Here is a 25,152-nt window from a genome sequence, read left to right on the forward strand (position 1 = left end):
TCGCCGGGTGCTGGCCACAGCCAGCAGCAACCCGGCCACCGCCACGCTACCGCCCACCAGGCCGATATCCGCCACATCCAGCTGGCTGCTGACGATACTGCCCAGCAAAGCACCACCGCCGATGCCGATATTGTAGATACCCGAGAACAGCGCCATGGCCACATCGGTGGCATCGGACGCCAGCTTCAGGGTCTTGGACTGCAGCGACAGGCTGAAGCTGAGGATCGCCACACCCCAGAACATGCTCAACGCGGCAAACACGTAGAAGTTGCCCGACAGCGGCAACAGCAGCAACAGGCACGCCGCCAACAGGCCGATCGAGCCCACCAGGAAGCCATGCGGGAAGCGGTCGCTGTAACGGCTGAACAGCAACGAGCCGAATACCCCGGCACCGCCGAACAGCAGCAACACCAGTGTGGTGCGGTCACCGCCGATCTTCGCCACGTGCAGGGCGAACGGTTCGATGTAGCTGTAAGCGGTGAACTGCGCGGTAATCACCAGCGTCACCAGCACATAGGTGATCACCAGCGCCGGGCGCTTGAACAGGATCGGCAGACTGCGCAGCGAACCCGAGTTCTGGCTGGGCAGCAGCGGCAGCGACTTCATCAGGCACAGCATGGTCGCCAGCGCCACCCCGGCAATGCTCAGGAAGGTGATGCGCCAGCCCAGCGCTTCGCCCACCACGCGGCCCAGCGGGATACCCAGGACCATGGCCAGGGTGGTGCCAGTGGCCAATAGGCCCAGCGCCTTGGCCTGCTGGCCGGGCGGCGCTACACGCACCGCCAGGGAAGCGGTGATGGCCCAGAACACCGCATGCGCCAAAGCAATACCGATACGGCTGACCAGCAACATGGCAAAGCTCTGCGACAACCACGACAGCAAGTGGCTGACGATGAACACCAAGAACACGAACAGCAACAGGCGCCGCCGCTCGATGTTGCGGGTCAGCAGCATCATCGGCAGCGAGGCCAGCGCCACCACCCAGGCGTAGATGGTCAGCATCAGGCCGACCTGCGCGGTACTCATGTCGAAGCTGCGGCCAATGTCGCTGAGCAGCGCCACCGGGACGAACTCGGTGGTGTTGAATATGAAGGCCGCCAGGGCCAGCGCAATGACGCTCAGCCAGCTGCCGCTACCCGCCGTGGGTGGCATGTTGGTGGGTATGGGTCCATTCATGGGTGCAAACCGCTTCTCCGCAGGCAAGGCAACAGGACGCACGCCAGTCACCCGCTTGCCGGGGTGTGGACGCACGCTTTGTTATTGGAAGGAATGCCCGGCATGGTACGCGTCAAGCCGGGGGCTCACAACCGCGAACCGGGCAGAAGGAGTAACATGCGCGCTTTGTACGAACGCGTATGCAACAAGGAGCCCGATCCGCTAATGGACCAGCAGCACACCCAGCAGCAGTGGCAGCAGGCGGTCATCGCCTATGCGCAGGCCGTCAACGACTATGTCGCGCAGGGCCGCGCGCAAGGTTGGGATGACCTGGAAGAGCCCCTGCCGCAAGCCACCGAGCATTTGCTCGATGCCTGGCTGCAAGCCCTGCAAGCAGCCAACCGGCCTGGCGTCGAAGCCTCCGAACAGCAAGCCTTCCGCGAAGCCTGGCCGCCCGCCCACCACCCATTGCTACCGCTGATCAAGGAGCACGGGCAAGGCATCGGCAACGTCCTGCTGCTGGAGGATGGCAGCCTGCTGGCACGCATCGGCATGCCGCATGACAAAGGCCAGGTGGTGCGCATTGACAATCTCGGGGTGACCCCGGTGATCGGCGTCGATCACTTCGGCCGCTGTCCGGCCCGGCGCTATTTCGCCCTGGCCAATGCAGAGGGCATACGCGTGACCGATGGCTGGGGGGGCCCGCAGGTGCTGCGCCTGAGCTGGCCCACGGGGCTGGAGGGGTTGCCGCCGGGTTACCCGTTCGAGCCATTCGAACTGCCGCCCACGCCGTCCGCACTGATCCCCTTCCCGGATGGCCAGCGGGTGCTGCTGGTGAGTGCCGAGGGTATCTTCCTGCTGGCCCGCCACGGCGCGACCCGCTTGCTGCCGCAACAGGCGCGGGTGCTCGACGAACTGGACGAAGGCACCGACCCGGACGACATCAGCCTCGGGCTGAGCATGGAGCATGGTGCGGTGTCGGTGGATGGCCGGTTGATCGTGGTCGGCGAACAAGGCAGCCGTCACCTGGTACTGGACGACCAGCTCAGGCCCGTAGCAGCAATCGGCCCGGCCAGCGAGTATCCGCACTTTGCGCTGTTCAACCACGCGGGTGACCAGTTGATAGTCAATGCCTGCCATTTCTACAGCGGTGCCACACTTGCCGTCAGGGTGGCCGACTTGCCGGGGTTGGACACCGACTACTACAGCCAGGACCCACGTACCCCGCTGGTACAGGATGGTGCACGGGTGTATGCCGGCGTGGCGCGCGACGGTGAGTACATCGTGGGGGATGCCTATGGTTACCTGCGGGCGTTTGGCGAAGATGGCGTGGAGCATTGGCAGCATTACCTGGGGTCGACCATCAGTGCGCTGGATATCAGTGCTGACGGGCGTACGCTGGTGGCAGCGAGCCATGCCGGGTTTGTTTCGGTGGTTGCCCTGGATAGCGGGCGGCCTGCCTGGCAGATCGGTACCGGGGCGCATGGCGAGGTACGGCGGTGGTTGTTCTGGAAAGGCTGGGACAGGGCATTGGCCTGGTAACAGATCCAGCGTCTTCATTGCCTGTGCCGGCCTCTTCGCGGGTAAACCCGCTGCCACAGGCAAATCACAGCTCACGAAGCCTGTGCTGTACCTGTGGGAGCGGACGAGCCCGCGAAGAGGCCGGGGCAGGCAACCAATCAGCCCTGCAAAGTGGCCATGTCGATCACGAACCGGTACTTCACGTCCCCGGCAATCATCCGCTCATACGCCTGGTTGATATTGCGGATATCCAGCAACTCGATATCACAACGAATCGCGTGCTCGGCACAGAAATCCAGCACTTCCTGTGTCTCGGCAATTCCGCCGATCAATGACCCCGCCAGCACCCGACGCTTCATCACCAGATTGGCCGCGTGCACCGCCGGGTCGATCGGCTCGATCAGGCCGACCAGGATGTGTACACCATCGAATTTCAGGGTTTCCAGGTACGGGTTGAGGTCGTGCTGCACCGGGATGGTGTCGAGCAGGAAGTCGAAACGGCCCGCCGCGGCGTGCATCTGCTCGGCATCGGTGGACACGATCACATGGTCGGCACCCTGGCGACGGGCTTCCTCGGCCTTGCCCTGGGAACGGGTGAACAGGGTCACTTCGGCGCCAAGGGCTTTGGCCAGCTTGATGGCCATGTGGCCCAGGCCGCCCATGCCGAGGATGCCGATCTTGTGACCAGGGCCGACGCCGTGGTGCTTGAGCGGCGAATAAGTGGTGATGCCGGCGCAGAGAATTGGCGCGGCGCTGGGCAGGTCCATGCCGGCCGGGATGCGCACCACGAAGTGCTCGCTGACCACGATGCTGCTGGAGTAACCGCCCATGGTGTTGCTACCGTCGACCCGGTCCGGGGTGGCGTAGGTCATGGTCGGGCCTTCCAGGCAATATTGCTCCAGGTCCTTGGCACAGGCTTCGCAGTGGCGGCATGAGTCGACCATGCAGCCAACGCCGACCAGGTCGCCGACCTTGTGCGCGGTCACTTTGTCGCCCACCGCAGTGACGCGGCCGATGATCTCGTGGCCAGGCATCAGCGGGTACACGGCGATGCCCCATTCGTTGCGCGCCTGGTGAATGTCGGAGTGGCACACGCCGCAGTACAGGATATCGATGGCGACGTCGTCAGGGCGCGGGCTGCGACGTTCGAAGGTCATGGGAGCCAGAGGGCTGGTGGGGGTCTGGGCGGCGTAACCGATGGCGGTGTACATGCAGGGCCTCGCTATGAAGTGAAACGATTCAGGCTGCGCATTCTGCGCGCCATGCGTGGCTCCGCCCACGGCTGATTCTCCGGTATCGATGCCTGATTCTCCGAAGATGCCATGCAACATCTGGCGCCGAGCGTTCATTCTGCGATGATCAAACTGTCTGATCCTCTGCCCAGGTCCATCATGCAATTGACCCGACACGTCGACGCCAATGCGCCGCTTTGCACACTGATCCGCAGCCTCGCCACGCGCCCGGGCTTCGTGCCTACGCACCTGCCCCAGGTGCAGGTGCTGAGTTGGGATCACTATGTGGCCAGCAGCCCGCAGATCTACGAACCCAGCCTGATGATTCTGGCCCAGGGCAGCAAGCTGGCACGCCTGGGGCCGCGTACCCTGGAGTACGGCGCCGGGCATTACCTGGTGCAGGCATTGTCGGTACCGTTCATGTGCGAAACCTTCGCCACTCCCCAAGCACCGTTGCTGGGCGTGGCGGTGGATATCGACCGCAGCGTGCTGGGTGAACTGGTGCAAAGCATGGCCCTGGCGCCGGATGCCGCAGTGCAGGCGCAAACCCCGCAGTCGATGACCTCGGCGGCACTGGATGCGCCGATGCGCGAATGCGTGGAACGGCTGCTGCGCTGCCTGCAGGACCCAGTGGACGCCAGGGTACTGGGCCCGGCGCGGGTACGCGAGGTGCTGTACACCGCCTTGCGCGGCCCACAGGCGGGCGTGTTGCGGGCGCTGGTGGAGCAACAAGGGCACTTCGCCCGCATCGGCGCCGCCCTTGCCTACCTGCGCGAACACTACACCGAGCCGCTGAGCGTGGAAGCGCTGGCCGCGCGCGCCAACATGAGCGTTTCGACCTTCCACGAGCACTTCAAGCGCTGCACCGACATGGCACCGATGCAGTACCTCAAGCGCCTGCGGCTGCTGAAGGCGCAGCAGATGCTGATCGGCGAAGGCCTGGGGGTGGCACAGACCGCGCACCGGGTGGGGTACCAGAGCACCTCGCAGTTCAGCCGCGAATACAAGCGCCAGTTCGACCGCAGCCCCGGGGATGAATTGCCGTACCAGAGCCTGCCGGTGTAATCGCCTGCCCTGGCGCCATGGCCTGAATCAGCTCGACAGCGGCCATTGCGCCAATGGCCAATAAGCGCCCTTGCGCGACTCGTACAGTGTGAAATGGCGGGCGGCGAGGTAAAAATCCGGCGCGCTGCTGGCTTCTGGCGGCTGGCCGCGGTAATCCCTGGCCAGCGTCAGGTGCGGGCGATACTCACGGTCGGCCGCTTCCACTCCCAACGGCAGCAGCACCTGCTGCAAGCTGTACACCAGCTGCAACAGGGCCGGCGGCGTCTGCTGTGCCTCCAGCACCAAGGCGCTGGCCCGCTGCCACACCTGCAAGCGGTCCAGTACCAGCCGCGGTGCTGCGGACGACAGCGAAAGCTGGTCGACCGCCGCGCAAATTGCAGGCACCTGGGCGGTATCCACATCGCCCAGAAACAGCAATGTCACGTGGAAGTTGGCGGCCGGCACCGGCTTGCCGCTGCGCAGGTTCAAGCCACGTCGCCACTGAGCCAGGGCGCGACGCTGAGCCTCGCTGACCGGCAAGGCGAAAAACAACCGCTTGAAGGGGGTTCCGCCGGGGCGTACGTCCTGAATCATACGAACTCCTCAACATGAAACGTTTGCGCAAGGCTGTAGGGCATTACACCTAAGTCGCCCCGTCGTTTCGCAACAATAAGTACAAACTACCCCCATGATTGTTTATGCTGGCGGGCTTATGCCATGGCGCATGGCCATTTTTCGACAAGTAAACGTCCATGAAAATTGCACTCGTACTCCTCTTCGCCCTCTCGATCGCCTATGTTCACCTGCGCGGTCGGGTTCGTCACAAGCTGACCCGTCAGCTGGGCGATCACTCCAGCTTCCTGGCTCCGGTCAACAGCTTCCTGTACCTGTTTTCCAGGCACCCGGCCAAGCCTTACCTGCCGGTGGAGGCCTTCCCCGAACTGCAGACGCTGCAGGACCACTGGCAGGAGATCCGCGAGGAAGCCCAACAGCTGCTGCATGTGGGCGAAATCAAGAAGTCCGACAATTATGATGATGTCGGTTTCAACTCATTCTTCAAGACCGGCTGGAAGCGCTTCTACCTGAAGTGGTACGGCGAAAGCCACCCATCGGCGATGACCCTGTGCCCACGCACCACCGAGTTGCTAAAAGGTATCGGCACGGTCAAGGCCGCCATGTTCGCCACCCTGCCGCCGGGCGCCAAGCTGGTGCGCCACCGCGACCCGTATGCCGGTTCGTACCGCTACCACCTGGGCCTGGACACGCCGAACGACGACGGTTGCTACATCGACGTGGATGGTGAGAAGTATTCCTGGCGCGACGGCGAGGGCGTGGTCTTTGACGAGACCTACATCCACTATGCGGCCAATACCACCGAGCACAACCGCATAATCCTGTTCTGCGACGTGGAACGCCCGCTCAAGTACCGCTGGGCAACCGCGTTCAATCGCTGGTTCAGCCGCAACGTCATGGCCGCTGCCGCCGCACCCAACGATGCCGGGGACAAGACCGGTGGCATCAACCGGCTGTTCACCCGTATCTACAAGATCCGCGAACGTGGCAAGGCACTGAAGAAGCGCAACCGCACGCGCTACTATCTGGAGAAGTGGGCGTTCGTCGCGGCGTTGGTGCTGGTGTTCATCTACATCTGATCGCTGTGGTTGCGCGCAGCCCAAGGGCCTGCGCGCAACCAACCAAAGTACAAGTCTCACCCTTCCCACTCTTCGACTAGCCTGAAAGCTCCACTCGCAACCTCTCCAAGGTGAAGACGATGAGCATGATGGACTGGGACGCCTACCGTAAGCAGTTGATGGCCGGCATCGGCGATCTCAAGCAGCTTTCCCCTGACACCGTGGCCGGCTACATGACCGCCAGCGGCGCAGGGGCCAAGACCAACCACCTGGACGCCAAGACCCGCGAGCTGATTTCCCTTGCCGTGGCCGTGACCACCCGCTGCGACGGCTGCATCGCCGTGCACTCGCAACAGGCCGTCAAGCACGGCGCCAGCCGCGAGGAAATCGCCGAAGCCCTCGGCGTGGCCGTGGCGATGAACGCCGGTGCCGCGCTGGTCTACTCGGCACGTGCCATGGATGCGGTAGGCAAGGCCAACGGCTGAACGCAAATGGCGTCGCCGCCCTTGCGCGACGGCGCCGCGCCACCCAGACTGGGCGGCCCAGCCCTTGCAGGAACCCGCATGATCCACATCCGCCCGATGACGCCGGAAGACTTCGAACGCTTCTGGCCCACCTTTCAGGCCGTAGTACAGGCCCGTGAAACCTACGCATTCGACCCCGACCTCGGTTTCGATCAGGCCCGCCAGCTATGGCTGGAGTTACCCGTGCGCACATTCGTGGTCGAGGAAGACGGCGAGCTGCTGGGTTCGTATTACCTCAAGGCCAATACCGCAGGGCCTGGTGGGCACGTGGGCAATTGCGGCTACATGGTCTGTGAACCGGCACGCGGCCGCGGCGTTGCGCGGTTGATGTGCGAGCACTCACAGAAACAGGCGCGCCAGGAGGGTTTTCTGGCCCTGCAATTCAATTCGGTGGTGGCCACCAATGAGGTGGCAGTGGCGCTTTGGCACAAGCTGGGCTTCGAAACCGTTGGCCGTTTGCCCAAGGCCTACCGCCATGCCCGACTTGGGCTGGTGGACTGCCTGGTGATGTACAAGTGGCTGGCAGACGAGCCGGTAGTGGAGAAGCCGCCACTGCTGATCGGGCGCAAGAACATCGAAGCGCGGGTGTCGCGTCGGCGCGGGCGCTGAGTTCTTCAGGCCGCCCTGCTCGACGAAGGTCTATGGTAAAGTCGCGCCCTTTTTGAACATGCTGGGATATCGCTGCACATGACCCCCATCCTCCGCTTCCTCAACCGCACCAGCCTGGTGACGCAGATCGTCATCGGCCTGATTGCCGGCATAGCCCTGGCCCTGCTTGCGCCCGCCATCGCCCGCGACATGGCATTCCTCGGGAAAGTGTTCGTCAGCGCCCTCAAGGCGGTGGCACCCGTGCTGGTGTTCATCCTGGTCATGGCCTCGATTGCCAACCACCGCCACGGCCAGGAAACCCACATCCGCCCGATCCTCTGGCTGTACCTGCTGGGCACCTTCGGGGCCGCGGTAGTCGCCGTGGCCGCCAGCATGCTGTTCCCGTCGAACCTGGTGCTGAGCACCAGCGACGCTACGCTGAGCGCGCCGGGCGGCATCACCGAGGTGCTGCAGAACCTGCTGCTGAGTGCGGTCGACAACCCGATCAACGCCCTGCTCAACGCCAACTTCATCGGGATACTGACCTGGGCCATCGGCCTGGGCGTGGCCCTGCGCCATGCCGGCGAAACCACCCGCACCGTGGTCGAGGACCTGTCCAACGGCGTAACCCTGATCGTGCGCGTGGTCATCCGCTTCGCCCCGCTGGGCATCTTCGGCCTGGTCAGCGCCACGCTGGCCCAGTCGGGCCTGGATGCCCTGCTCGGCTATCTGCACCTGCTGGCAGTACTGATCGGCTGCATGCTGTTCGTGGCGCTGGTGATGAACCCGCTGATCGTGTACTGGAAAATCCGCCGCAACCCCTACCCGCTGACCCTGCTCTGCCTGCGCGAAAGCGGTATCACCGCGTTCTTCACCCGCAGTTCGGCGGCCAACATCCCGGTCAACCTGGCCCTGTCGGAGCGCCTTGGCCTGCATGAAGACACCTACTCGGTGTCGATCCCGCTGGGCGCGACCATCAACATGGCCGGTGCCGCCATCACCATTACCGTGCTGACCCTGGCGGCAGTGCATACTCTGGGTATCCCGGTGGACATGCCGACCGCCGTGCTGCTCAGCGTGGTGGCGGCGGTCTGTGCCTGCGGCGCCTCGGGCGTGGCCGGTGGCTCGCTGCTGCTGATTCCGCTGGCGTGCAGCCTGTTCGGTATCCCGAGCGAAATTGCCATGCAGGTGGTGGCGGTTGGCTTCATCATCGGCGTGCTGCAGGATTCGGCGGAAACGGCGCTGAATTCCTCGACCGATGTGCTGTTTACCGCGGCGGCGTGCCAGGCTGAAGAGCGGCGCAACGCGTGAGTTTGCCGGGCACCTGTGGGAGCGGGTTCACCCGCTCCCACAGGTGCCAATTGCCTAACACGGTGGCATTACCTACCCTAGTGGCCTTTCCCCAGCAATGAGACAGGGCCATGTCAGAACACGAAACCGTCGGCGAAGGCCGCTTCAACAGCATCGAGATCCGTGTTCTCGGCTCGCTGATCGAGAAGCAGGCCACCAGCCCTGAAAGTTACCCGCTGACCCTCAACGCCCTGGTCCTGGCCTGCAACCAGAAGACCAGCCGCGAACCGGTGATGAACCTCACCCAAGGCCAGGTCGGCCAGGCCCTGCGCGCCCTCGAAGGGCAAGACATGACCCGCCTGCAGATGGGCAGCCGCGCCGACCGCTGGGAACAGAGGGTGGACAAAGCACTGGAGCTGGTACCGGCGCAACTGGTGCTGATGGGCCTGATGTTCCTGCGCGGGCCGCAAACCCTCAACGAACTGCTGACCCGCAGCAACCGCCTGCACGACTTCGACGACACCGAGCAGATCCAGCACCAGCTGGAACGCCTGATCTCGCGCGGCCTGGCCTTGCACCTGCCACGCCAGCCCGGCCAGCGCGAAGACCGCTACACCCATGCCTTGGGCGACCCGGCGGAAATCGAGGCGATCCTGGCTGCACGGCAGCAGGAAGGCGGGGCACGCAGCAGTGGCGGCAATGTGTCGGAAGAACGCATCGAAGCCCTCGAAGCCCGCATCGCGGCGCTGGAGGCACGCCTGGCCGAGCTGGAAGGCTGAGCCGTCACGGCTCGGGGTCGGGGAAGTTGCGGCAACTCTTGCGCTCGGCCAGCTCTCGGTCACTCGGGCGCTGGTCGACGAACACGGTGCGGCCGTCGGCGTAGATTTCCAGGTAGCCCCAGTGCAGGTCCTGCTCTTGCTGCCCGGGTTTCGGGGGGACTAGCCACCAGGGTTCGCGGCTGATCAGGGTCATGAGTGTGATTCCTGAGGGTGTCTGCAGTAATCATAGACATCCTCATGTGCTGCTTTGTTTGTACTGGCCTCTTCGCAGCACAAGGCTGCTCCTACAGATTCCGCACAGTTTTTGAATACTGTGGAATTCCCCGTAGGAGCAGCCTTGCGCTGCGAAGAGGCCGGTACGGGCTTACGCCGGTGCCGAAGTGCGAATCAGGTGGTCAAAGGCCGCCAGCGATGCCTTGGCCCCCTCACCCACCGCGATCACGATCTGCTTGTACGGCACGGTCGTCACGTCACCCGCCGCAAACACACCCGGGATGCTGGTCTGGCCCTTGGCGTCGACGATGATCTCGCCACGCGGCGACAGCTCGAGGGTGCCTTTCAGCCAGTCGGTATTCGGCAGCAGGCCGATCTGCACGAAGATGCCTTCCAGCGCCACTTCATGCTGCTGGTCGTTGGTGCGGTCCTTGTAACGCAGGCCGGTCACCTTTTCGCCATTGCCCAGCACTTCGGTGGTCAGCGCACTGGTGATCACCTTCACGTTGGGCAGGCTGTGCAACTTGCGCTGCAGCACGGCATCGGCACGCAGGTGGCTGTCGAACTCGATCAGTGTTACCTGGGCAACGATACCCGCCAGGTCGATGGCCGCTTCCACGCCGGAGTTGCCACCACCGATCACCGCCACGCGTTTGCCCTTGAACAGCGGGCCGTCGCAGTGCGGGCAGTAGGCTACGCCACGGGCGCGGTATTCCTGCTCGCCCGGCACGTTCATTTCGCGCCAGCGTGCACCGGTGGCCAGGATTACGGTCTTGGCCTTGAGCGATGCGCCGCCGGCCAGGCGCACTTCGTGCAGGCCGCCATCGGTGGCCGGGATCAAGGCTTCACCGCGCTGCAGGTTCATGATGTCCACGTCGTACTGCTTGACGTGCTCTTCCAGCGCCGTGGCCAGCTTCGGCCCTTCGGTTTCCTGTACCGAGATGAAGTTCTCGATGGCCAGGGTATCGAGCACCTGGCCGCCGAAACGCTCGGCCGCAATACCGGTGCGGATGCCTTTACGGGCGGCATAGATGGCTGCCGAAGCACCGGCTGGGCCACCACCTACCACCAGCACGTCGAAGGCGTCCTTGGCATTGATCTTCTCGGCCTGGCGGCTGCCTGCGTTGGTGTCGATCTTGCCAAGGATTTCTTCCAGGCCCATGCGGCCCTGGCCGAACACTTCGCCGTTCAGGTAGATGCTCGGCACCGCCATGATCTTGCGCGATTCCACTTCCGCCTGGAAAAGCGCGCCGTCGATGGCCACGTGGCGTACGTTGGGGTTGATAACCGCCATCAGGTTGAGCGCCTGGACCACATCCGGGCAGTTCTGGCACGACAGCGAGAAGTAGGTTTCGAAGGTGAACTCGCCTTCCAGTGCCTGTATCTGCTCGATCACTTCGGCACTGGCCTTCGAGGGGTGGCCGCCGACTTGCAGCAGTGCCAGCACCAGCGAGGTGAATTCGTGGCCCATGGGGATGCCGGCGAAGCGCAGGCTTATGTCGGCCCCCGGGCGGTTCAGCGAGAACGATGGACGACGGGCATCGCTGCCGTCCGCACTGAAGGTAATAAGATTCGACAGGCTGGCAATTTCCGCCAGCAGGTCGTGCAATTCGCGGGATTTCGCGCCGTCGTCGAGGGAGGCAACGATCTCGATCGGCTGGGTGACCCGCTCCAGGTAGGTTTTCAGTTGCGATTTAAGCGTGGCGTCCAACATACGGGCGATTCCTTTTTCAAAACTCGAATACAAAAACGCCCAGGCGAGGTCGCCCGGGCGTTTGACGGGGCGGTAAGTACTTCAGCTTTGGCGGCTGCTCACCGCCCGCGTCAAGCGCATGATCGGATTTTCGTTCGAGAAGTGCCTGCGCGGCGATCAGGCAAGGCGAAAACAGGCGAGGAAGCGGAGTTGACAGGTTGTCAATGAGCATTCCGAGCCTGTTTTCAACGCAGCATGGTCGTCGCGCAGGCGCTTATCGGGCGAAAATTAGATCTTGCCGACCAGGTCCAGCGATGGCGCCAGGGTGGCTTCGCCTTCTTTCCACTTGGCCGGGCAAACTTCGCCTGGGTGAGCGGCAACGTACTGGGCAGCTTTCACTTTGCGCAGCAGTTCGGCAGCATCGCGGCCTACACCACCGTCGTTCAGTTCGACGATCTTGATCTGGCCTTCCGGGTTGATCACGAAGGTACCGCGATCGGCCAGGCCGGCTTCTTCGATCAGCACGTCGAAGTTGCGCGAGATGACGTGGGTCGGGTCACCGATCAGTGGGTACTGGATCTTGCCGATAGTGTCCGAAGTGTCGTGCCAGGCTTTGTGGGTGAAGTGGGTGTCGGTGGACACGCCGTAGATTTCCACGCCCAGCTTCTGGAATTCGGCGTAGTTGTCAGCAAGGTCACCCAGCTCGGTCGGGCAGACGAAGGTGAAGTCGGCCGGGTAGAAGAACACGACAGACCACTTGCCTTTCAGGTCGGCTTCGCTGACCTGGACGAATTCGCCCTTGTGGTAGGCGGTGGCGTTGAACGGTTTGACCTGGCTGTTGATGATTGGCATGAGAGACGCTCCTTCATGGGGTTGGAAACATTTGATGGAGAGAATCCTAACCGCTGATCCCGCTAAAGGCTCATTGGCAAAGCTCATGCTTTTGATTGGTTTTGGCTATAACCGAGGATAATTAATAGAAGGGAATGGGCTGAGCAAAGGATTGCGGGGGCATTCAAGGGCCCCATTGCCGGCAAGCCAGCTCCCACAGGTACAGCGCAGGTCTCTGGACTTGTGCGATACCTGTGGAGCTGGCTTGCCGGCGATGGGGCCAGTGGCGTCAGCGGGTGACCGTGCGCATGGTCACGAACTCTTCGGCCGCGGTCGGGTGCACGCCAATGGTTTCGTCGAACTGTTGCTTGGTCGCACCGGCCTTCAGGGCAACGCCCAGGCCCTGGATGATCTCGCCGGCGTCGGGGCCAACCATGTGGCAACCCAGTACCTTGTCAGTCTCGGCATCGACCACCAGCTTCATCAGGGTCTTTTCCTGGATGTCGGTCAGGGTCAGTTTCATCGCACGGAAGCGGCTCTCGAATACCTGTACCTTGTGCCCGGCCTCCAGCGCCTGCTCCTCGGTCAGGCCCACGGTGCCGATCGGCGGCTGGCTGAATACTGCGGTGGGGATGTTCTGGTAGTCCACAGGGCGGTATTGCTCGGGCTTGAACAGGCGCCGGGCCACGGCCATGCCTTCGGCCAGAGCCACCGGAGTGAGTTGCACGCGGCCAATCACGTCGCCAATGGCCAGGATCGACGGCGCGGTGGTCTGGTACTGCTGGTCAACACGAATGTAACCCCGTGCGTCCAGCTCGACGCCGGTGTTTTCCAGGCCCAGGTTGTCCAGCATCGGGCGCCGGCCGGTGGCATAGAACACGCAATCGGTGACCAGCTCGCGCCCATCCTTGAGGGTGGCCTTGAGGCTGCCGTCCTCGAGCTTGTCGATGCGCTGGATGTCGGCGTTGAACTGCAGGTCGAGCCCGCGCTTTTCCAGTTCTTCCTTCAGGTGCGTGCGTACCGAACCGTCGAAGCCACGCAGGAACAGGTCGCCACGGTACAGAAGCGTGGTAGCCGCCCCCAGGCCCTGGAAGATGCCAGCGAACTCGACCGCGATATAGCCACCGCCCACCACCAGCACTCGGCGTGGCAGGTCCTTGAGGTAGAAGGCTTCGTTGGAGGTGATGGCCAGTTCCTTGCCCGGAATGTCCGGCACCTGTGGCCAGCCACCGGTGGCGATTAGGATGTGCTCGGCGGTGTAGCGCTGGCCGTCCACTTCCACTTCGTTGGCACCGGTCAGACGCGCATGCCCCTGCAGCAAGGTGACCCCGCTGTTGACCAGCAGGTTGCGGTAGATGCCGTTGAGGCGCTCGATTTCCCGGTTCTTGTTGGCAATCAGGGTGCCCCAGTCGAAATGCCCTTCTTCCAGGGTCCAGCCGAAGCCTGCGGCCTGCTCCAGTTCGTCGGCGACATGTGCCCCGTACACCAGCAGTTTTTTCGGCACGCAGCCGACGTTGACACAGGTACCGCCCAGGTAGCGGCTCTCGGCCACTGCCACCTTTGCCCCGAAGCCGGCGGCAAACCGCGCCGCGCGTACACCGCCGGACCCGGCACCAATCACGAACAGATCAAAATCGTAGGCCATGTATTCACTCCCCTAGGCAGGCGCCCAGCATAACGCCGTTGGCCGTCGCAAACAAAAAAGCCACCCCGAAGGGTGGCTTACAGGCCAGCAGGGCTTATCAGTAAGCCTTGCCAGTCTTGTAGTAGTTCTCGAAGCAGAAGTTGGTCGCGTCGATGTAGCCTTCGGCACCACCGCAGTCGAAACGCTTGCCTTTGAACTTGTAGGCGATCACGCAGCCGTTCTGCGCCTGTTGCATCAGGGCGTCGGTGATCTGGATCTCGCCGCCTTTGCCCGGCTCGGTGTTGGCGATGATGTCGAAGATGTCCGGGGTCAGGATGTAGCGACCGATGATCGCCAGGTTCGACGGGGCATCTTCCGGCTTTGGCTTCTCGACCATGTTGGTGACGCGGAAAATGTCGTCACGGATCATGTCGCCGGCGATCACGCCGTACTTGTTGGTTTCCTGCGGATCGACTTCCTGGATGGCGACGATCGAGCAACGGAACTGGTTATACAGCTTGACCATCTGGGTCAGTACGCCGTCACCTTCCGGGTTCACGCACAGGTCGTCCGCCAGCACCACGGCGAAAGGCTCGTCACCGATCAGCGGGCGGCCGGTCAGGATGGCGTGGCCCAGGCCTTTCATTTCGGTCTGGCGGGTGTAGGAGAACGAGCACTCGTCGAGCAGGCGACGGATACCAACCAAGTATTTTTCCTTGTCGGTGCCCTTGATCTGGTTTTCCAGCTCATAGCTGATGTCGAAGTGGTCTTCCAGAGCACGCTTGCCGCGCCCGGTGACGATGGAGATCTCGTTCAGACCGGCATCCAGTGCCTCTTCAACGCCATACTGGATCAGTGGCTTGTTGACCACCGGCAGCATTTCCTTGGGCATGGCTTTGGTAGCGGGCAGGAAGCGGGTGCCGTAACCGGCTGCCGGGAACAAGCATTTCTTGATCATATACGTCCTTAAAAAAGGCTAGGCCTGTGGAATTCGGCGCAGTCTAATCAGGCGGCAGTCACCTTACAATGCCCCACCTGTGGCCGATCGATGGGAAGATAGAGATAACCCAGTGTAGATAGTTCCGGGGGATCGTAAATATTGCTGTCATCCACGACAGCTGGATGACAGCAAATGGGGGTGCCTGTATTGGCCTGGCAGGCAATCAGCTACCGGTGCCCTGCCCGATCAGCACCCCATCGACCTTCTGCCCATACAGGTTCACCCCATCGTTGGCATGGAACTTCACCCGCGTTTTCTCGATGGAGCCTTCCACCAGACGCGGATCCTGCGGCCTTTCATGGCGGTTGACCCAGGCCGCCACGTCCCAGGCCTGCTGGTCACTCAGGCTGCCCGGCTTGCCCAGCGGCATGTTGTACTTGATGAACGACGCCGCAGTATTGATGCGGTGCATGCCGGCGCCCCAGTTGTAGGAGTCCTTGCCCCACAGCGGCGGCATCACATACTCGCCCGCCACCTTCTGCCCCTCGCCGTTGTCGCCGTGGCAAATCGCACACTGCTCGCGATAAACCTGCTGGCCGCGCTTGAAGTCGTATCCGCCCTTGGGCTGCGGCACCTCCGGGTAGCCACGCCCGGCAATCTCCACGCCGGTCGGCGCCTTGGTCGACAGCCAGTATGAATACACCGCCAACGCCGTCATCTGCGGGCTGTCGGCCGCAGGCGGCTTGCCGTTCATGCTGAACTGGAAGCATCCCTGGATACGCTCGGCGTAGGTGTTGACCTTGTCGTTTTTCTTGCGGTAGGCGGGGTACATCGGGTACGCCCCCCACATCGGCGCGGAATGCGCCAGCCGCCCCTGGTCAAGGTGGCAGTTGCTGCAGTTCATGCCATTGCCCACGGCCTCGGGCATCAACCTGCGGGTGTCGACGAACAAGGCATGCCCCTCACGCACCATCTTGCCAAAGGCATTGTCAGGCAACTCGCTTTCCGCTGGCGGCACGAACTGCGGCGCGGCCTGCACGCCAGGCACTTTCAACTGCGACTGGTCTTCCATGGCGATCTGGGCGGCCTGGGCGCTGCCCATGGCCAGCAGCAACAGGGCTGGAATCATCGGTTTCATGGCTTGACCTCCTGGCTGGCGGGGCGGGCGAAGAACTCGGCAACAGCCTTGATCTCGTCATCGGTCATGGCCTTTGCCACACCGACCATCAGCTGGTTGGGGTCATTGCTGCGGGTGCCGTCACGCCAGGCATTGAGCTGTGCCACCAGGTAACTGGCGGGCTGGCCGGCCAGGGGCGGAAAGTGTTCGCCAACCCCGCCACCACCCGGGCCATGGCATTGCACGCAACCAGGAATCTGCCGGCTCCAGTCACCGTACAGGGCCATGCGGGTGGTGGGGTCATCGGCAATCTGCTGGCGACGCAGGTCGCTTGCAGGGTCTGCCGGCAGGCTGGCCAGATAGGTGCTGACAGCCTTGATCTCATCCTCGCTCAGGGCCTTGGCAAGCGGCTCCATCACCGGCTGCTTGCGGCTGCCGCTGCGCCAATCATGCAATTGCTTGCTGAGGTAAGCGGCCGGCAGCCCGGCCAGGCGTGGGAAGCCGGCAGCGGCAATGCCCTGGCCGTCCGGGCCATGGCAACCCAGGCAAGCCATGGCGGCGGGGTTGGCCCCGCCCTGGGTGAAGACTTTCTGGCCATCGGCGGCATGCGCCGCGGGCCAGGCCAGGATCAGCAGGCTGCCGATCACGACGCGACTCAACGGTGTCATCACGAATCTCCTTTTCTATTGTTATATGCTTAGGCCTAAAACATATAAGCAAAAGGAGCGTGATCAGTTGCGCTGGATCAACTCCCGGAGATGCATTGGGTGGCTGCGGTGCGCACGTCGCCCAGGCGCAGCGGGAAGTTGTTCAGCCGCTCGTGCAGCTTGATGCTGCTGCCGCTGCCACGCTTGTCTATATCCACCAGCGCCGCCGGGCCCACGCCCGAGCTGATCTTCTGTGGCACGATCAGCCGCAGGCCATCGCCGCGCTGCTCTTCCACCAGCGGGTCGCGGGTATCGGCCAGCTTCTGCTTGACGCAATCGGCATACGCGCGCGGGGACTTGCCGGAGATCACATCCAGCGTTTCACGCGACTGTTCCAGTTCGGTAACACTCACACAGCCACCCAGCGTCACCGCCAACGCCGCCACCATCCACTTCATTTGCAGCACCTCTGCCTTCAAGAATCCGCTTCGACCACAGCCAGGCCGTTTTGCTCCCTGCTTTGGCAGATTTATCTACGCCTGGCGGAACAGCGCGGCAGTGTAACTCGACATCGTGGTATCTTTCGCGTTTGCAGAACCAATCCTTGCGGAGCATCACATGAAATTCGTACACCAGCGCGAGCACCTGAACGAGGACGACATTGTCGTCATCGAGTGCTCCCAGCGCTGCAATATCCGCCTGATGAACGACGCCAACTTCCGCAGCTTCAAGAACGGCGGCCGTCACACCTACCACGGTGGCCATTTCGACAAGTTCCCGGCGAAGATCACCGTGCCCAGCACCGGTTTCTGGAACATCACCATCGATACCGTGACAACCCGCCCGATCTCGGTCACCCGCAAGCCAACCTTGACCCACAAGATCAAGATCGTCCGTCGTTCATCATCGAAACTCAGATAAGGCCACCATGACCCAGACCACCAAGTACGTCATCAAGTACAAACTCGACGGCCAGCGCCGCTGGGACTTCGCGCTGATGCCCGACGCTTCCCTCGGACAAGCCCTGGAAGCCCTGCGCAAGATTCACGGCGAAGACGCCGAGAAGATCAGCGACATCCAGGTCAGCAAAGCCTTGTAAGCCCCCGCCGCTCGCCCGCGCAAGGAGAATCGCATGAGCCACTGGCCCGACCGCCGCATCCTCGACCTGCTGGGCATCGAGTTGCCCATTCTGCAGGCCCCCATGGCCGGTGCGACGGGCTCGGGCATGGCCATTGCCGTCGGCCTGGCGGGCGGTTTGGGCGCCCTGCCCTGCGCCATGCTCACGGGCGACCAGGTGCGCGCCGAGATCGCCGCCTTCCGCGCCGGCTGCCCGGGCCGCCCGTTGAACCTGAACTTCTTCTGCCACCAGCCGCCTGCGCCCGATGCCGAGCGCGATGCACGCTGGAAGCAGGCGCTCGAGCCCTATTACAACGAAGTGGGTGCCGACTTCGCGGCGCCCACGCCGGTGTCCAACCGCGCGCCTTTCGACGAACAGAGCTGCCAGCTGGTCGAGCAACTGCGCCCGGAGGTGGTGAGCTTCCACTTCGGCCTGCCTCAGGCCGACCTGCTGCAACGGGTGAAGGCCAGTGGTGCCAAGGTGCTGTCCAGCGCCACCACCGTAGAAGAAGCAGAGTGGCTGGAGCTCCACGGCTTTGATGCGATCATTGCCATGGGCTATGAAGCGGGCGGCCATCGCGGCATGTTCCTCAGCGACGATATCACCAGCCAGATCGGTACCTTCGCCCTGGTGCCGCAGGTGGCCGATGCGGTCAGCGTGCCGGTGATTGCCGCCGGCGGCATTGCTGACCACCGCGGCCTGTTGGCGGCACTGGCCTTGGGGGCTTCGGCCGTGCAGATCGGCACGGCTTACCTGTTCTGCCCCGAGGCCAAGGTCTCGCCGGCGCATCGCCTGGCCCTGGACAGCGCGTCTGCCAGCGACACGGCGCTGACCAACCTGTTCACCGGCCGACCGGCGCGTGGCATCAACAACCGCATCATGCGTGAGCTGGGGCCGATGAGCGACCTGGCACCGCGCTTCCCGCTGGCCGGTGGGGCATTGATGCCTTTGCGGGCGATTACAGATCCGCAAGGCAACAGCGATTTCAGCAACCTGTGGTCGGGGCAGGCGTTGCGGCTGGGCAGGCATATGCCGGCGGGTGCGTTGACCCGAGAGATTGCCGAAAAGGCGCTGGCCGTAGTCGGCCGCCAGGCGTCTGCATAAGCAGGTCTGGCCTCTTCGCGGGTGAACCCGCTCCCACAATTCGAATATTGGAGCGCCCCTGTAGGAGTGGGCAAGCCCGCGAAGGGGCCGGACCTGCCCATGCATCATCCTGCCCCCTTTCCGGCCCATGGCCTATCGCTATATAGTTCAGGCTATAACGATAACTCCCAAGGAACTGTCTTCATGCGTATCCGCCCGTCCCACCTGGCTGCCACCGCCCTGGCCAGCCTGCTCGCCTTCAACAATGCCTGGGCCGATGAAGTCCAGGTCGCGGTCGCAGCGAACTTCACAGCGCCGATCCAGGCCATTGCCAAGAACTTCGAAAAAGACACCGGCCACAAGCTGGTCGCCGCCTATGGCGCCACCGGCCAGTTCTACACGCAAATCAAGAACGGGGCGCCGTTCGAGGTATTCCTGGCTGCCGACGACAGCACCCCGGCCAAGCTCGAGCAGGAAAAGGCCATTGTTCCGGGCTCGCGCTTCACCTACGCCATCGGCACCCTGGCCCTGTGGTCGGCCACGCCCGGCTATGTCGACGCCAACGGCGAAGTGCTGAAGAAGAACCAGTTCAAGCACGTGTCCATCGCCAACCCGAAAACCGCTCCCTACGGCCTGGCCGCCACCCAGGTGCTGGACAAGCTGAAACTGACCGAAACCACCAAGCCCAAGCTGGTCGAAGGGCAGAACATCACCCAGGCGTTCCAGTTCGTCTCCACCGGCAATGCCGAGCTGGGCTTTGTCGCCCTGTCGCAAATCTACAAGGATGGCAAGGTCGAAAGCGGGTCGGCCTGGATCGTGCCCTCGTCCCTGCACGAGCCCATCCGCCAGGACGCGGTAATCCTCGAAAAAGGCAAGGACAACCCCGCCGCCAAGGCCCTGGTCGACTACCTGAAGAGCCCGAAAGCCGCGGCGGTGATCAAATCCTACGGTTATGAAATCTGATGCCACTGGATGCCAGTGACCTGGGTGCCATCTGGCTGACTGTGAAACTGGCCGGTCTGACCACCCTCATCCTGCTTATCGTCGGCACGCCCATCGCCTGGTGGCTGGCGCGCACGCGCTCGTGGCTGCGCGGGCCGGTTGGCGCGGTAGTGGCCTTGCCGCTGGTACTGCCACCCACGGTGATCGGCTTCTACCTGCTGATCGCCCTCGGCCCGCATGGCTGGCTGGGCCAGGCGACCCAGGCGCTGGGCCTGGGCAGCGTGGTGTTCAGTTTTACCGGCTTGGTGATCGGCTCGGTGATCTACTCCATGCCGTTCGTGGTCCAGCCGCTGCAGAATGCCTTTGGCGCAATTGGCCAGCGGCCGCTGGAAGTGGCTGCCACATTGCGCGCCAGCCCCTGGGACACCTTCGTCCACGTGGTGCTGCCGTTGGCCCGCCCGGGCTTCATCACCGCCAGCATCCTCGGTTTCGCCCACACGGTGGGCGAGTTCGGCGTGGTGTTGATGATCGGCGGCAACATCCCCGACAAGACACGCGTGGTCTCGGTGCAGATCTTCGACCATGTCGAAGCCATGGCCTATTCGCAAGCGCACTGGCTGGCCGGTGCCATGCTGGTATTCTCGTTCCTGGTGCTGCTCCTGCTGTACGCTGGACGCCGCGGCAAGGCTGGCTGGAGCTGATATGAGCGCATCGATTGTGGCGCGCCTGAAACTGGCGCGCGACGACTTCACCCTGGACGTAGACCTGCACCTGCCCGGCCGCGGCATCAGTGCGTTGTTCGGCCACTCCGGTTCTGGCAAGACCAGCTGCCTGCGTTGCCTGGCCGGGCTGGAGCGGGCCGCCAGCGCCTACATCGAAGTCAACGGCGAAATCTGGGAAGACAGCGCCCGGGGCTACTTCCAGGCACCGCACCTGCGCCCGGTGGGCTATGTGTTCCAGGAGGCCAGCCTGTTCCCGCACCTGTCGGTACGCGGCAACCTGGAGTTCGGCTGGCGGCGGGTGGCCGCCGCCGAGCGCAAGGTCAGCCTCGACCAGGCCTGCCAGTTGCTGGGTATCGGCCACTTGCTGGCACGCCGGCCAGCGACCTTGTCCGGTGGCGAGGCGCAGCGGGTGGGCATTGCCCGCGCCCTGCTCAGCAGCCCGCGCCTGCTGTTGATGGACGAGCCGCTGGCTGCCCTCGACGGGCCGCGCAAGCGCGAGATCCTGCCCTACCTGGAACGCCTGCACGACGAACTGGACATCCCGCTGGTGTATGTCAGCCATGCCCAGGAGGAAGTGGTGCGGCTGGCCGACTACCTGGTGTTGCTGGAGCAAGGCCAGGCAGTGGCCAGCGGCCCGATCGGCGAAACCCTGGCCCGTCTCGACCTGTCGCTGGCCGAGGGCGAGGATGCCGGCGTGGTGTTCGAGGGCCTGGTGGTGGGGTATGACCCGCACTACGAACTACTCGACCTGCGCCTGTCCGGCAATGACGGGCCGCTACTGCGCATCGCCCACCCGGCCCAGGTGGTGGGCAGCACCTTGCGCGTCAAGGTACAGGCACGTGACGTCAGCCTGGCCCTGGCAGCCGACAGCACTTCAAGCATCCTCAACCGCCTGCCGGTGCGCGTGCGCGAAAGCCGCCCGGCCGCCAACCGGGCCCATGTACTGGTCAGCCTGGATGCCGGCGGCAACGCCCTGCTAGCGCGCATCACCCGCTTTTCGGCAGACCAGCTCGGCCTGCACCCGGGCCAGGTGCTGTTTGCGCAGATCAAATCGGTGGCGTTGCTAGGCTGAGCATCGGCCCCGTCGCTGGTGTCCATTGATCAGTGACCTGATCGAGGCCTGCCAGCCATGCTTGACTGCCCCCTTCCACGCACCCTGCACTACGTCGACGATAGCCAGCCAGGCCTGACCCGGCGGCGCTGGCGGGGCCGCTTCATCTACCTGGATGCCAACGGCCAGCGGGTGCGCGACAGCGATACTCTCGCCCGCATCGCTGCACTGGTAATCCCACCGGCCTATACCGAGGTGTGGATCTGCGCCGACCCGCAAGGCCACCTGCAGGCGACAGGTCGCGATGCCCGTGGCCGAAAGCAGTACCGCTACCATGCGCAGTGGCGCGAAGTACGCGACCAGCACAAGTACGGGCGCATGCTGGCGTTTGCCCAGGCCTTGCCGAAACTGCGTGCACAGCTGCACGCCCACCTTGCCCGGCCGGGCCTGGACCGGGAAAAGGTGATGGCGCTGGTGGTCAGCCTGCTGGACCACACCCTGATCCGGATCGGTAACCAGCGCTACCTGCGTGACAACCAGTCCTATGGACTGACCACCCTGCGCAACCGTCATGTCGAGGTGAAAGGCAGCAGCATCCGCTTCCAGTTCCGCGGCAAGCGTGGCGTCGAGCACAGCGTCAGCCTCAACGATCGGCGCCTGGCCAACCTGCTCAAGCGCTGCATGGAGCTGCCCGGGCAAGCGCTGTTTCAGTACCTGGACGACGACGGCCAGCGTCACAGTGTCGGCTCCAGCGAGGTCAACCAGTTTCTGCAGCAGCTGACCGGTGCCGACTTCACCGCCAAGGACTACCGCACCTGGGCCGGAAGCAGCCTGGCCCTGGCCCTGCTCAGGCCCTTGGCCTGGGAGCCCGAGAGCGAAGCCAAACGCCAGGTTGCCGCCATCGTCCGCCAGGTCGCATCACGCCTGGGCAATACACCGGCAGTTTGCAGGCGCTGCTACATTCACCCGGCGGTACTTGAACACTATGCCCTTGGGCGCCTGGCCAACTTGCCGAAGAACCGTGTACGCAAAGGTCTGGACCGTGAAGAGGTGGCCTTGCTGTTGTTTCTTCAGGCACTCGAGGAACAGGATGACCATTAACCCGGTCTATTCAGACCATGATGCGAAGAAATTTCCCATTGGCCGCCAAGCACCCTATTCTTGCCACCGAGCACCTTGGCCGACAAACCGCTGGCGGTTTGCTTCGGCACCTGCGACTGAAGACACGCAACAGAATTTGTCTGTCGGGGAATTACTATCCGCCGAAAGCGTCTTTAATGAGAAGGAAGAGGGACAAGCTCCCGCCGCCGTGGCAACTAGCCCGACGGACTTTTACATCACCAAGGAGAACTACATGCTGATACTCACCCGCAAGGTTGGCGAAAGCATCGTCATCAACGATGACATCAAAGTCACCATTCTGGGCGTCAAAGGGATGCAGGTGAGGATCGGGATCGATGCACCGAAAGATGTCCAGGTCCATCGCGAAGAGATCTTCAAGCGTATCCAGGCCGGCAGCCCCGCGCCGGAAAAGCACGACGACTCGCACTGAGCGACCTGCCTCAAGCCGCACGGACGCGCTTGATCGCCCCACGCCTCAGGTGCCCAGCAGTTCGTGCACCTTGGCGATCATACAGTCCATGTCGAACGGTTTGTCGAACACCGCAGCGAACAGTTGCGGGCATCCCTGGTTGGCCTGCGCGCCACTCATGAGGATGACCGGCAACTTGCTCAAGGCAGGGTCTTCACGCATCGAGCGCACCAATTCCTCACCGTTGAGCACCGGCATCATGTAGTCGGTGATGACCAGCTGAACGCGCTTTTCCTTCAGTGCCTCCAGCGCCTTGCGGCCGTTGCTCGCCTTTTCCACCAGAAAACCTTCGTCCTCCAGGGCGTAACCGAGGATGTCGGCAATCAGGTACTCGTCATCGACGATCAGGATGGTGTTCATCGCCCGCCCCGTCACCCGCCTTCCTGCGGCACCGGCGTTCCCGAGAGCACACCGCAGGCGCCTTCGAACGCCTTGCGCAGGGTAATGCCCTGCGGCCCGATCAGCAGCTCGTGCAAGGCAGGGTCATGGTGGCTGTCACGCACCTTCAGGATCGACAGCATGCGCCGCAGCTGCGAATCCAGCTCGACGAAGCGCATCAGCATCAGGTTGTCGACGATACTCGACAGGTCCGGGGCCGGAGCGCTGATTTCCGCTCCGAAGATGTCGCGCATTTCCCAGGTCAGCATCACGCTTACATTGCGCGCGCGCAGCTCGCCAACCAGGGCGCGGAAAAACGCATTGAGCCGCGCCGGGTCGGTGGCCAGGCGGCTGAACGCCCCCAGGCTGTCGATCAGCACACGCTTGCTGCCTTGCGCCGCGACCCGCTCGAGCAGACGTGCACCGACCTGGTCCAGCAGGCCCTCGGTGGTCGGCTGCCAGCACAGCTGCAGGCTGCCACCCTGCTCCATGGCTGCAAAATCGTAACCCAGCGACGAAGCCTTGATTCGCAGGCGTTCCGGCGTTTCGTAGAAGCCGAAATGCAGCCCCGGCGCCTGTGGGCTACTGGCGCCGAGAAAGGCAAGGCCCAATGACGTCTTGCCGATACCCGAAGGCCCGATCAGCAAGCTGACCGAGCCCGTGGCCAGCCCGCCACCGAGCATTTCATCCAGGGTCTCCACCCCGCTACCGACGCGCTCCAGTGTGGCGCTGCCCATATGGCTGGGGTGGCTGAACAGCGACTCCAGGCGCGGGTATACGTGCATGCCGTCTCCATCGATGAGACATTCATGGCGCCCGGACAACGCCGCACTGCCCCGCGTCTTGCGCAGCTGGATATGGCGCACGGCGCGGCTACCGAACAGTTGCTCGCCCAGTTCGATAACACCGTCGACCATGGTGTGCTCCGGGCTGCCTTCTTCCAGCCGGGCGCTGGTCAGCAGCAGCACGGTACAACCGGCAAAGGCCGCATGGCCCTGTAGTTCGGAGACGAACTTCTTGGTGTCCAGCGCGGTTTCCGCACGCACCCGGGCATTGAGCACGCCATCGACAATCAGCAGGCTGGCCTGCTGACGGGCGATTTCCTGGCGCAGCAGCCGTACCACTGCGTCCAGGCCTTCCTGCTCCAGAGCATCGAAGGCACTGACGAACTGGATCGGGTCGCCGACCAGCGCCGGGTCGAAGAACTCCAGAGTCGCCAGGTACTGGAACAGCCGCTCGTGCGACTCGCTCAGCAAGGTCGCCACCAGCACCCTGCCACCGCCTCGCACATGCCCGCAGGCCAGCTGGTTGGCGAGGATGGTCTTGCCCGCCCCCGGCGGGCCCTGGATGATGTAGGACGCGCCAGCCACCAGGCCACCCTGGAGCAACGCATCGAGCCCATCGATCCCCGTCACCAGCCGCCTGAGTGCCTGTGCCAT

At 63.5% G+C, this 25,152-nt stretch carries 28 protein-coding genes; 15 read left to right on the forward strand and 13 right to left on the reverse strand.

What is annotated here, in order from left to right:
* Positions 1 to 1,176, reverse strand: a 1,176-nt coding sequence (locus tag ACK1U9_RS07785; RefSeq protein WP_449109807.1) for a sugar transporter, incomplete at its 3' end; no start/stop codon positions are given.
* Positions 1,177 to 1,380: 204 nt separating this feature from the next.
* On the opposite strand from ACK1U9_RS07785, the gene ACK1U9_RS07790 reads away from it, so the two are divergent.
* A complete protein-coding gene (locus tag ACK1U9_RS07790; protein WP_046614989.1) occupies positions 1,381 to 2,697 on the forward strand; it encodes a hypothetical protein in 1,317 nt (438 codons plus the stop codon).
* 137 nt (positions 2,698 to 2,834) lie between these two features.
* Here the strand turns inward: ACK1U9_RS07790 and calA are convergent, their stop codons facing one another.
* Positions 2,835 to 3,887 (reverse strand): vanillin reductase, encoded by a 1,053-nt coding sequence (calA, locus tag ACK1U9_RS07795; protein ID WP_085599290.1) that lies wholly within the window; start codon positions 3,885 to 3,887, stop codon positions 2,835 to 2,837.
* A 180-nt stretch (positions 3,888 to 4,067) separates the two neighbouring features.
* Here calA and ACK1U9_RS07800 point away from each other — a divergent pair, with 180 nt between their 5' ends.
* On the forward strand, positions 4,068 to 4,973 hold the full coding sequence (locus ACK1U9_RS07800) for an AraC family transcriptional regulator (RefSeq protein ID WP_085599292.1): 906 nt from the start codon (positions 4,068 to 4,070) through the stop codon (positions 4,971 to 4,973).
* Positions 4,974 to 5,000: 27 nt separating this feature from the next.
* Here the strand turns inward: ACK1U9_RS07800 and thpR are convergent, their stop codons facing one another.
* Entirely contained in the window at positions 5,001 to 5,546 is a 546-nt protein-coding gene (thpR, locus tag ACK1U9_RS07805) for an RNA 2',3'-cyclic phosphodiesterase (protein WP_449109808.1), read from the reverse strand.
* Positions 5,547 to 5,704: 158 nt separating this feature from the next.
* Between thpR and lpxO the strand changes: the two genes are divergently transcribed.
* The 5 genes from lpxO (at position 5,705) to ACK1U9_RS07830 (ending at position 9,764) form a co-directional block, all read left to right on the forward strand.
* Positions 5,705 to 6,604 (forward strand): lipid A hydroxylase LpxO, encoded by a 900-nt coding sequence (gene lpxO, locus ACK1U9_RS07810; RefSeq protein ID WP_046614984.1) that lies wholly within the window; start codon positions 5,705 to 5,707, stop codon positions 6,602 to 6,604.
* A gap of 119 nt (positions 6,605 to 6,723) precedes the next feature.
* Positions 6,724 to 7,068, forward strand: a complete 345-nt coding sequence (locus tag ACK1U9_RS07815; protein WP_013973174.1) for a carboxymuconolactone decarboxylase family protein — start codon at positions 6,724 to 6,726, stop codon at positions 7,066 to 7,068.
* Positions 7,069 to 7,146: 78 nt separating this feature from the next.
* A complete protein-coding gene (locus ACK1U9_RS07820) occupies positions 7,147 to 7,716 on the forward strand; it encodes an N-acetyltransferase family protein (protein WP_449109809.1) in 570 nt (189 codons plus the stop codon).
* A gap of 78 nt (positions 7,717 to 7,794) precedes the next feature.
* A complete protein-coding gene (sstT, locus tag ACK1U9_RS07825) occupies positions 7,795 to 9,006 on the forward strand; it encodes a serine/threonine transporter SstT (protein ID WP_449109810.1) in 1,212 nt (403 codons plus the stop codon).
* Positions 9,007 to 9,116: 110 nt separating this feature from the next.
* Positions 9,117 to 9,764, forward strand: coding sequence for a YceH family protein (locus ACK1U9_RS07830; RefSeq protein ID WP_046614981.1), 648 nt, complete (start codon positions 9,117 to 9,119; stop codon positions 9,762 to 9,764).
* A gap of 4 nt (positions 9,765 to 9,768) precedes the next feature.
* On the opposite strand, the gene ACK1U9_RS07835 is transcribed toward ACK1U9_RS07830, so the two are convergent.
* From ACK1U9_RS07835 to ACK1U9_RS07870, 8 genes are all read right to left on the reverse strand, one after another.
* Positions 9,769 to 9,957, reverse strand: coding sequence for a hypothetical protein (locus tag ACK1U9_RS07835; RefSeq protein ID WP_013973178.1), 189 nt, complete (start codon positions 9,955 to 9,957; stop codon positions 9,769 to 9,771).
* A 171-nt stretch (positions 9,958 to 10,128) separates the two neighbouring features.
* Positions 10,129 to 11,691 (reverse strand): alkyl hydroperoxide reductase subunit F, encoded by a 1,563-nt coding sequence (gene ahpF, locus ACK1U9_RS07840; protein WP_153670738.1) that lies wholly within the window; start codon positions 11,689 to 11,691, stop codon positions 10,129 to 10,131.
* A gap of 267 nt (positions 11,692 to 11,958) precedes the next feature.
* Positions 11,959 to 12,522: an alkyl hydroperoxide reductase subunit C gene (gene ahpC / locus ACK1U9_RS07845; RefSeq protein WP_004375926.1), complete on the reverse strand. Its 564-nt coding sequence runs from the start codon at positions 12,520 to 12,522 to the stop codon at positions 11,959 to 11,961.
* Positions 12,523 to 12,790: 268 nt separating this feature from the next.
* Positions 12,791 to 14,146: a glutathione-disulfide reductase gene (gene gorA, locus ACK1U9_RS07850; RefSeq protein ID WP_075045612.1), complete on the reverse strand. Its 1,356-nt coding sequence runs from the start codon at positions 14,144 to 14,146 to the stop codon at positions 12,791 to 12,793.
* 97 nt (positions 14,147 to 14,243) lie between these two features.
* Entirely contained in the window at positions 14,244 to 15,083 is an 840-nt protein-coding gene (galU, locus tag ACK1U9_RS07855; protein ID WP_013973181.1) for a UTP--glucose-1-phosphate uridylyltransferase GalU, read from the reverse strand.
* 205 nt (positions 15,084 to 15,288) lie between these two features.
* Positions 15,289 to 16,203: a c-type cytochrome gene (locus ACK1U9_RS07860; protein WP_046614978.1), complete on the reverse strand. Its 915-nt coding sequence runs from the start codon at positions 16,201 to 16,203 to the stop codon at positions 15,289 to 15,291.
* A complete protein-coding gene (locus ACK1U9_RS07865; RefSeq protein ID WP_196187985.1) occupies positions 16,200 to 16,850 on the reverse strand; it encodes a c-type cytochrome in 651 nt (216 codons plus the stop codon). The genes ACK1U9_RS07860 and ACK1U9_RS07865 overlap by 4 nt, the downstream gene beginning before the upstream one ends.
* Before the next feature lie 77 nt (positions 16,851 to 16,927).
* The gene (locus tag ACK1U9_RS07870) at positions 16,928 to 17,287 is read right to left on the reverse strand and encodes a hypothetical protein (RefSeq protein WP_025339668.1); all 360 of its coding nucleotides are present in this window, start codon (positions 17,285 to 17,287) and stop codon (positions 16,928 to 16,930) included.
* Positions 17,288 to 17,447: 160 nt separating this feature from the next.
* Between ACK1U9_RS07870 and ACK1U9_RS07875 the strand changes: the two genes are divergently transcribed.
* The 8 genes from ACK1U9_RS07875 (at position 17,448) to csrA (ending at position 23,296) form a co-directional block, all read left to right on the forward strand.
* Positions 17,448 to 17,750 carry a DUF1883 domain-containing protein gene (locus tag ACK1U9_RS07875; RefSeq protein WP_004375922.1) on the forward strand — a complete coding sequence of 101 codons (303 nt, stop codon included), beginning with the start codon at positions 17,448 to 17,450 and terminating at the stop codon, positions 17,748 to 17,750.
* A gap of 7 nt (positions 17,751 to 17,757) precedes the next feature.
* The gene (locus ACK1U9_RS07880) at positions 17,758 to 17,928 is read left to right on the forward strand and encodes a hypothetical protein (RefSeq protein WP_173015092.1); all 171 of its coding nucleotides are present in this window, start codon (positions 17,758 to 17,760) and stop codon (positions 17,926 to 17,928) included.
* Positions 17,929 to 17,961: 33 nt separating this feature from the next.
* On the forward strand, positions 17,962 to 19,050 hold the full coding sequence (locus ACK1U9_RS07885; protein WP_449109811.1) for an NAD(P)H-dependent flavin oxidoreductase: 1,089 nt from the start codon (positions 17,962 to 17,964) through the stop codon (positions 19,048 to 19,050).
* Between the two features lie 183 nt (positions 19,051 to 19,233).
* Positions 19,234 to 19,992 (forward strand): molybdate ABC transporter substrate-binding protein, encoded by a 759-nt coding sequence (modA, locus tag ACK1U9_RS07890; protein ID WP_449109812.1) that lies wholly within the window; start codon positions 19,234 to 19,236, stop codon positions 19,990 to 19,992.
* On the forward strand, positions 19,992 to 20,672 hold the full coding sequence (gene modB / locus ACK1U9_RS07895; protein WP_196187989.1) for a molybdate ABC transporter permease subunit: 681 nt from the start codon (positions 19,992 to 19,994) through the stop codon (positions 20,670 to 20,672). Before modA ends, modB begins: the two co-directional genes overlap by 1 nt.
* Position 20,673: 1 nt before the next feature.
* Positions 20,674 to 21,765 carry a molybdenum ABC transporter ATP-binding protein gene (gene modC / locus ACK1U9_RS07900; RefSeq protein WP_196182758.1) on the forward strand — a complete coding sequence of 364 codons (1,092 nt, stop codon included), beginning with the start codon at positions 20,674 to 20,676 and terminating at the stop codon, positions 21,763 to 21,765.
* Between the two features lie 57 nt (positions 21,766 to 21,822).
* The gene (locus tag ACK1U9_RS07905; RefSeq protein WP_196187990.1) at positions 21,823 to 22,845 is read left to right on the forward strand and encodes a DNA topoisomerase IB; all 1,023 of its coding nucleotides are present in this window, start codon (positions 21,823 to 21,825) and stop codon (positions 22,843 to 22,845) included.
* Positions 22,846 to 23,098: 253 nt separating this feature from the next.
* Complete coding sequence (gene csrA, locus ACK1U9_RS07910) at positions 23,099 to 23,296, forward strand: carbon storage regulator CsrA (protein ID WP_004375914.1); 198 nt, start codon at positions 23,099 to 23,101, stop codon at positions 23,294 to 23,296.
* A gap of 45 nt (positions 23,297 to 23,341) precedes the next feature.
* On the opposite strand, the gene ACK1U9_RS07915 is transcribed toward csrA, so the two are convergent.
* Both ACK1U9_RS07915 and ACK1U9_RS07920 read right to left on the reverse strand, forming a co-directional pair.
* Positions 23,342 to 23,695: a response regulator gene (locus ACK1U9_RS07915; RefSeq protein WP_046614972.1), complete on the reverse strand. Its 354-nt coding sequence runs from the start codon at positions 23,693 to 23,695 to the stop codon at positions 23,342 to 23,344.
* 11 nt (positions 23,696 to 23,706) lie between these two features.
* Positions 23,707 to 25,152 (reverse strand): ATPase domain-containing protein, encoded by a 1,446-nt coding sequence (locus ACK1U9_RS07920; protein ID WP_449109813.1) that lies wholly within the window; start codon positions 25,150 to 25,152, stop codon positions 23,707 to 23,709.

Source organism: Pseudomonas sp. XP1 (assembly GCF_053557675.1).